The 6,230-nt window shown below is 67.0% G+C and carries 9 protein-coding genes; 1 reads left to right on the top strand and 8 read right to left on the bottom strand.

What is annotated here, in order from left to right; translation table 11 throughout:
* Nucleotides 1-170 precede the first annotated feature (170 nt).
* Complete coding sequence (locus WKW80_RS03705; RefSeq protein ID WP_340362158.1) at nucleotides 171-899, top strand: alpha/beta fold hydrolase; 729 nt, start codon at nucleotides 171-173, stop codon at nucleotides 897-899.
* Between the two features lie 12 nt (nucleotides 900-911).
* On the opposite strand, the gene WKW80_RS03710 is transcribed toward WKW80_RS03705, so the two are convergent.
* The 8 genes from WKW80_RS03710 to WKW80_RS03745 form a co-directional block, all read right to left on the bottom strand.
* Complete coding sequence (locus tag WKW80_RS03710; RefSeq protein ID WP_340362159.1) at nucleotides 912-1,463, bottom strand: GNAT family N-acetyltransferase; 552 nt, start codon at nucleotides 1,461-1,463, stop codon at nucleotides 912-914.
* Between the two features lie 113 nt (nucleotides 1,464-1,576).
* A complete protein-coding gene (gnd, locus tag WKW80_RS03715; RefSeq protein ID WP_340362160.1) occupies nucleotides 1,577-3,007 on the bottom strand; it encodes a decarboxylating NADP(+)-dependent phosphogluconate dehydrogenase in 1,431 nt (476 codons plus the stop codon).
* Nucleotides 2,982-3,665 carry a 3'-5' exonuclease gene (locus WKW80_RS03720; protein ID WP_340362161.1) on the bottom strand — a complete coding sequence of 228 codons (684 nt, stop codon included), beginning with the start codon at nucleotides 3,663-3,665 and terminating at the stop codon, nucleotides 2,982-2,984. Before WKW80_RS03720 ends, gnd begins: the two co-directional genes overlap by 26 nt.
* The gene (locus tag WKW80_RS03725) at nucleotides 3,662-4,060 is read right to left on the bottom strand and encodes a TfoX/Sxy family protein (protein ID WP_340362162.1); all 399 of its coding nucleotides are present in this window, start codon (nucleotides 4,058-4,060) and stop codon (nucleotides 3,662-3,664) included. Before WKW80_RS03725 ends, WKW80_RS03720 begins: the two co-directional genes overlap by 4 nt.
* Nucleotides 4,061-4,067: 7 nt before the next feature.
* Nucleotides 4,068-4,337, bottom strand: a complete 270-nt coding sequence (locus WKW80_RS03730; protein ID WP_340362163.1) for a hypothetical protein — start codon at nucleotides 4,335-4,337, stop codon at nucleotides 4,068-4,070.
* Nucleotides 4,334-4,801: a GNAT family N-acetyltransferase gene (locus WKW80_RS03735; protein WP_340362164.1), complete on the bottom strand. Its 468-nt coding sequence runs from the start codon at nucleotides 4,799-4,801 to the stop codon at nucleotides 4,334-4,336. Before WKW80_RS03735 ends, WKW80_RS03730 begins: the two co-directional genes overlap by 4 nt.
* The gene (locus WKW80_RS03740; protein ID WP_340362165.1) at nucleotides 4,798-5,709 is read right to left on the bottom strand and encodes an alpha/beta fold hydrolase; all 912 of its coding nucleotides are present in this window, start codon (nucleotides 5,707-5,709) and stop codon (nucleotides 4,798-4,800) included. Before WKW80_RS03740 ends, WKW80_RS03735 begins: the two co-directional genes overlap by 4 nt.
* A gap of 115 nt (nucleotides 5,710-5,824) precedes the next feature.
* On the bottom strand, nucleotides 5,825-6,230 hold a 406-nt coding region (locus WKW80_RS03745), incomplete at its 5' end, for a zinc-binding dehydrogenase (protein WP_340362166.1).

Genomic DNA, 6,230 nt, shown 5'->3' on the forward strand with positions numbered 1-6,230 from the left:
TCGGATGGGCTGGCTGCCGTGTGGGGCGTCGTGAGTTTAATGTGCGCAATGTGCGGCCAGCCGTGGAATGGCGCGGATACGGCCAGGCGGGCGTTGCCCCGTTGGTCGACTGTTCGCACCGCTGCAATCCTCATAGGATGCCCCCGATTCCAACAACGAAAGGAGACTCCATGTCCGACACCTATGTTCTCGTCCACGGCGCCTGGCATACCGGCGCCGAAATCGAAGCCGTGGCTGGCGTGATGCGCGAGGCCGGCCACACCGTCCATTGCCCCACGGTCGCGGGCAATCGCCCCGGTGACGATCGGGCGACCACCGGGCTGGCGGACGCGATCGACTCGATCGTCAGCTTCATCGAACAGAAGAACCTGACCGAGGTGCGGCTCGCCGGACACAGCTATGGCGGCATGGTGATTTCGGGCGTGGCCGACCGCATCGCGCCGCGCCTGAAGCGGCTGGTGTACATCAACGCCTTCGTGCCGCTCGACGGGGAGTCGCTCAACGACATGGTGCCGCCCCACTACGTCGGCATGTTCGACGCCATGGCGGCGGCCGGGAACAACGCGGTGAGTCTGCCGTTCGAGATCTGGCGGGAAGCGTTCATCAACGACGCCGACCTGGCGCTGGCGCAGTCGGCCTATGCCAAGCTGAATCCGCATCCCTACCGCACCTTTACCGACAAGATCAAGCTGGGCCAGCCGCTGGCGGCGCTGGCGCTCGGCAAGTCCTACGTCAATTGCCAGCAGGACATCGCATTGCCGCACAGCATGCCGTGGCATCCACGGCTGTCGGAGCGCCTGGGGCTTTTCAGGCTGGTGGAGTGCCCCGGTAGCCACGAGATGTTTTTTTCGAACCCGAAGCGGCTGGCGCAGGCGATCCTGGAAGCGGGGCGGGACTGAAGAAGGCGCGACTCACTTGCCAGGAAGGTCCAGCCGCAGCCTGGTCACGTTCGGATCACCCGGGTCGCGCTGTGCCTTGAACCCGAGCTTGCGCGCCAGCGCCAGCATGCCGCGGTTGTCGTAGAGCGTGATGTCGGCGAGGCGATGCACGCCGGCCTCCTCGGCGGCGGCGATAAGGCGGCGCATCAGCTTTTCCGCCAGGCCGCGGCGCTGCCATGCATCGGCGATCACGATGGCAAATTCGGCGACGTCGAAGGTCTCGGGCGTGGCGCCGCGCACATAGCGTGCAACGCCCACTTCCCGCACTTCGCCGTCGACGCGGGCCAGCGCGATCAGCGCCAGTTCATGCGTGTAGTCGACGTCCGTCATGTGCCGCAGCTCGGCTTCTTCCGGCGTGCGGGGCGACAGCAGCCGCGCAAAGCCGGTAGCCGGCGAGAGCCCATGCACGAAGGCCGTGTGCATGGCCAGGTCCGCCGCACAGATCGGCCGGATGCGAAACGGCGTGCCGTCGGCCAGACGGCCGCTGTCGATGAGGTGCGCGGGATAGTCGCCGGCATGGTCCATTGCAAGCTCCCGGTGTCGGTGTCGGTGTCGGTGTCGGTCTCGGTCTCGGTCTCGGTCTCGGTCTCGGTCTCGGTTCTCGGTTCTCGGTCTCGGTCTCGGTCTCGGCGCCGGCGTCAGCCGATGACCTCGGGCCAGTCGGTGTGGAAGAACTGGCCTTCCGGCTTGTCGATGCGTTCGTAGGTGTGCGCACCGAAGAAGTCGCGCTGCGCCTGCAGCAGGTTGGCCGACAGGCGCCCCGACCGGTAGCTGTCGTAATAGGCCAGCGACGCGCTGAACGCCGGCACCGGAATACCGTTGCTCACGGCCAGCGCCACCACTTCGCGCCAGCTTTGCTGCGTGCGGTTCAGCAGGTCCTTGAAGAACGGGTCGAGCATCAGGTTGGCCAGCGCGGGATTGCCGCGGTAGGCATCGGTGATGCGGTTGAGGAAGCGCGCGCGGATGATGCAGCCGCCGCGCCAGATCGAGGCGATGCCGCCGAAGTCGAGGCCCCAGTTCTTCTTTTCGCCCATGGTCTTGATGAGATCGAAGCCCTGCGTGTAGCTGATCACCTTCGACGCGTAGAGCGCGTCGTGCACCTTGGCGACCAGCTCCTTTTTCACCTTGTCGAGCGCCGGCGCCGGGCCCTGCAACTGCGTGCTGGCGGCCACGCGCTGCTTCTTCTGCGACGACAGCACGCGCGCCTCGACGGCTGCGTTGATGGTGCTGATGACCACAGCGTTCTCGGCCGCGTTGAGCAAGGTCCATTGGCCGGTGCCCTTCTGGCCGGCCTTGTCGAGGATCAGCTCGACCAGGGGCTGGCCGGTCTCCGGGTCTTTCTGCTCCAGCGCCTTGCCGGTGATCTGGATCAGGTAGCTCTGCAGTTCGCCTTCGTTCCACGCGTTGAAGATCGCCGCCATCTCGTCGGTGCTGAACCCGGCCGCCTTGAACAGGCTGTAGGCCTCGCAGATCAGCTGCATGTCGCCGTACTCGATGCCGTTGTGGATCATCTTCACGTAGTGGCCGGCGCCACCAGGGCCGATGTGGATCACGCACGGCTGGCCGTCGACTTTGGCCGCGATGCTCTCGAAGATCGGCTTCATCACCTCCCACGTGGAAAGCGGGCCGCCGGGCATGATGGCCGGCCCCTTGCGCGCGCCTTCCTCGCCGCCCGAGACGCCCGCGCCGATGAAGCGCAGGCCCTTGCTCGTCATGTACGCGTCGCGGCGCTCGGTGTCGGTGTAGAGGCTGTTGCCGCCGTCGATGACGATGTCGTCCTTGTCGAGCAGCGGAACCAGTTGCTCGATCACCTGGTCGACCGGCGCGCCGGCCTTCACCATGATCTGGATCTTGCGCGGCCGGGCTAGGCTCTGCACGAAGGATTCGAGCGTGTCGCAGCCGACCAGCTTCTTGCCGGGATGCGCCGCCACGAATCCGTCGGTGACGGCCGACGTCCGGTTGTAGACGCTGACCTGGAAGCCGCGGCTCTCCACGTTCAACACCAGGTTTTGCCCCATCACTGCCAGGCCGATCAATCCGAAGTCACTCTTGCTGTCGCTGCTGCTCATGTTGTCCCTTGTGCGCGGGCGGCATGCCCGCGGGTGGTTGGCGGTCGGACATTGTGCCGAGTGCCGCGAATACGCGCATCGCCGCATAGGCATCGTTCGCTGCGTAGCGAAGCTGTCCTTCGCTCAGGTGGCGGCTGGCCCAGTTCGACGTGCTCTGCTTGCGCGACTTGGCGAAGCGCTGCTGGAACACCAGCGCCACCGCGGTCTTCACGCCGACCGAATGGCGATAGCCGCGGCGCCTGAACACCGTGTCGAGATCGATCACCGCCCGTGGCTCGATGCCGAGCTTCGCGCGGATCTGCGTCCGGTCGCTCGACAGGCCGAAGCCGACCTTGGTCAGCACACTGGATTCGAGCAGGCTCGCGGCGGCGGCGCAGCAATCGGCGTCATGCAACTGGAATACCCAGGCATGGTCGAGAGTGGCCAACTGCAGCGTGTGCGGTCCGGTCGACACTTCGTTCTTCTGGAACGTGGGCTTGGATTCGGTGTCGAAGCCGACCACGTCGAAGCGGCCCAGCGCGGCCAATGCGCGGGCCGCATGTTCGGCGGTGGCGACAAGCTCGATGTCGGGCATATCGAGCCCCTTGAACTCTTCGAGCAGCGCGATGTCCTCGCGGCTCGGCAGCGTGGGTGGCGGAGGCGACGGTGACGCGGTCATCGGGGGGGCGCCTTGCGTGGTGCCTTGGCGGTCTTCGACGCCCTGGGTTTCCTTGCGGCCCCGGCCTTGCGCGGGTGGCCCGATCGCATCGCAGCCTCCCATGCGCGGCGGCCCCACACGGCGGCCTCTTCGCGGTCTTCGAACACTTCGGCGGGCGCCTCCCGGTACGACGTCTGCATTGCCTTTCCACCGCGGAGGTATTCGAAGGCCGGCAGGTTGAGCCGGTCGAAGTGCGCGGCGCTTTCGGCGTCGGTCTTGAGATAGAGCGTGTCGCCGGCGACCAGGCCGATCATGCGGCCCTCGTGATAGATGCCGTGCCCGCCGAACATGCGCCGCGCCTCGATGCGGCCGAGCCGTTCGAACACTTCATGCAGGCTGTCGACGAATGCGCTCATGGGGGTTTCAGGCATGGCTGCCCGAGCGTTCGACCGTTGCCGGCAAGGCGCTGGCCGCGACGAAGGTGGCGCCCGACGCGACGCTGCCGCCGGCGGCGAAGAAGGTGCGCCGCGCACCGTGGTTGACGCCGTGCGTCATGCACATGAGCACGCTGGGACCGGGTGTGACGGTCGACACGAAGACGGCGGCGACATCGAAGAGCCAGGCTTGCAGCAACACGGGAGGGGAGTCTTTCAGCGAAGGAATGTGCAGGCGCCCGACACGGTCAGCGCTCAACGAGGGAGGTAATGGTATTCAACCCGCGCGCGCCCCGTGCCGGGGTGCCGATCAGCCGCACCGCGCACCAGGCCATAGCGTGCGTAGATCGCCTGTGCGGCAAGGTTGACCGTGGCCACATGCAGTCGCCAGCCGCCCGGCATGCGCCGGCAGGCTTCGTCGAGCATCATGCGGCCGAGTCCCTGGCCCTGCAGGTGCGTGTCGACGTAGAGCTGCGCGACATAGCGGCGCGCGGCCTGCAGCCCCATGAAGGCCAGGATCTGCCCCTCGCGCTCGGCCAGCAACAACTCGTTGGGCGGCCGGAACTCGGCCTCCACCCGCGCTCTCCAGTGGCCGATGGGTTCCAGCACCTGTACGTCGTAGTGCGCCGAGGCCCATGCGCGCCGCCAGATGCCCGCGACGACCGCCGTTTCATCCGCCGCCAAGGTGGCGTCGACGATGCGAGCGGTCGAGGCGGGGGTCATTCGGAGATGGGGGTGACAAGTTCGAGGACCGCATAGGCGAACACGCGCGGCGCCTCCTGCGGCATGTCGTGGCCCACGTCCGGCACGATCCGGTGCGAGCGCGGTCCCGTGAATCCGGCGGCGTGCACCGATGCGTCGGCGGGTTCGCGCACGCCGTCGTCGGCGCCGTCGAAGGTGATGGACGGAACCGTGATGGCGGGCTGGGCGGCGAGTCGTCGTTCGATGGCCGCGTACGCCGGGTCTCCGGGCACCAGGCCAAAGCGATGCCGGTACGACTGGATCACCACGTCGACGAAATCGGGATTGTCGAAAGCCGCAGCGCTGCGTTCGAAGGTGGCATCGTCGAACTGCCACGTCGGCGACCAGAGCTTCCAGAGCAGCCTGGCAATGCCGCGCCGGTTCTTCGCCAGCCCGGCCCGGCCGCGCTCGCTGTGAAAGTAGTACTGGTACCACAGCCGGTGCTCGTTCTCCGGCGTATCGGGCACCATGCCTTTCGCGATGTTCTGGATGTTGTAGCTGTTGTACGAGACGAGGCCCGCGCAGCGCTCCGGCCACAGCGCCGCGACCACGCAGGCCGCGCGCCCGCCCCAGTCATAGCCCGCGAGGACCGCCTGCCGAATCTGCAATGCGTCCATCAACGCGAGCAGGTCGGCGCCCAGCGCGGCCTGTTCGCCCGAGCGCGGCGTCGCCGCATCGAGGAAGCGCGTGCCGCCATAGCCGCGCAAGTACGGTACGACGACGCGGCAACCGGCCGCGGCCAGCACTGGCGCAACGTCGACATAGGCATGGATGTCGTACGGAAAGCCGTGCATCAGCAGCACCGGCCGTCCGTCGGCCGGGCCCGCCTCGAAATAGGCGATGTCGAGCACGCCGGCTTCGATTCTTCGCAACGGTCTCAAGCTGTCCATCAGAGCCTCTCGCAGTCCGATCGATCAAAGCAGAAATACCGCGCCGGCCTTGCCGTGCCCCCGGTATCGCCCCGGCCGCGGCGACCGGTGCGCACGAAGTGCGCAGCCCCGGGCGTCAGTAGATGACCACGCCGCGAATCGACTCGCCACGCTTCATCAGCTCGAAACCCTTGTTGATGTCCTCCAGCGGCATGGTGTGCGTGATCAGGTCGTCGATGTTGATCCTGTTCTCCATGTACCAGTCGACGATCTTCGGCACGTCGGTGCGCCCGCGCGCCCCGCCGAAGGCCGAGCCCTCCCACTTGCGCCCGGTCACCAGCTGGAACGGCCGCGTGCTGATCTCCGCCCCCGCCTCGGCCACCCCGATGATGATGCTGCGGCCCCAGCCCTTGTGCGTGCACTCCAGCGCTTGGCGCATCACCTGCGTGTTGCCGATGCATTCGAAGCTGTAGTCGGCGCCGCCGTCGGTGAGCTGCACGATCGCGTCGACCACGTTCGCCACGTTCTTCGGATTGATGAAG

Origin of the sequence: Variovorax humicola, assembly GCF_037889915.1 — a bacterium.
Taxonomy (GTDB): domain Bacteria; phylum Pseudomonadota; class Gammaproteobacteria; order Burkholderiales; family Burkholderiaceae_C; genus Variovorax; species Variovorax humicola.

Bases quoted from the DNA above. Each gene is read 5' to 3' on its own strand.
- WKW80_RS03710 (WP_340362159.1), bottom strand. From the start codon at position 1,463: ATGGACCATGCCGGCGACTATCCCGCGCACCTCATCGACAGCGGCCGT.
- WKW80_RS03740 (WP_340362165.1), bottom strand. From the start codon at position 5,709: ATGGACAGCTTGAGACCGTTGCGAAGAATCGAAGCCGGCGTGCTCGAC.
- WKW80_RS03725 (WP_340362162.1), bottom strand. From the start codon at position 4,060: ATGAGCGCATTCGTCGACAGCCTGCATGAAGTGTTCGAACGGCTCGGC.
- WKW80_RS03735 (WP_340362164.1), bottom strand. From the start codon at position 4,801: ATGACCCCCGCCTCGACCGCTCGCATCGTCGACGCCACCTTGGCGGCG.
- WKW80_RS03705 (WP_340362158.1), top strand. From the start codon at position 171: ATGTCCGACACCTATGTTCTCGTCCACGGCGCCTGGCATACCGGCGCC.
- WKW80_RS03720 (WP_340362161.1), bottom strand. From the start codon at position 3,665: ATGACCGCGTCACCGTCGCCTCCGCCACCCACGCTGCCGAGCCGCGAG.
- gnd (WP_340362160.1), bottom strand. From the start codon at position 3,007: ATGAGCAGCAGCGACAGCAAGAGTGACTTCGGATTGATCGGCCTGGCA.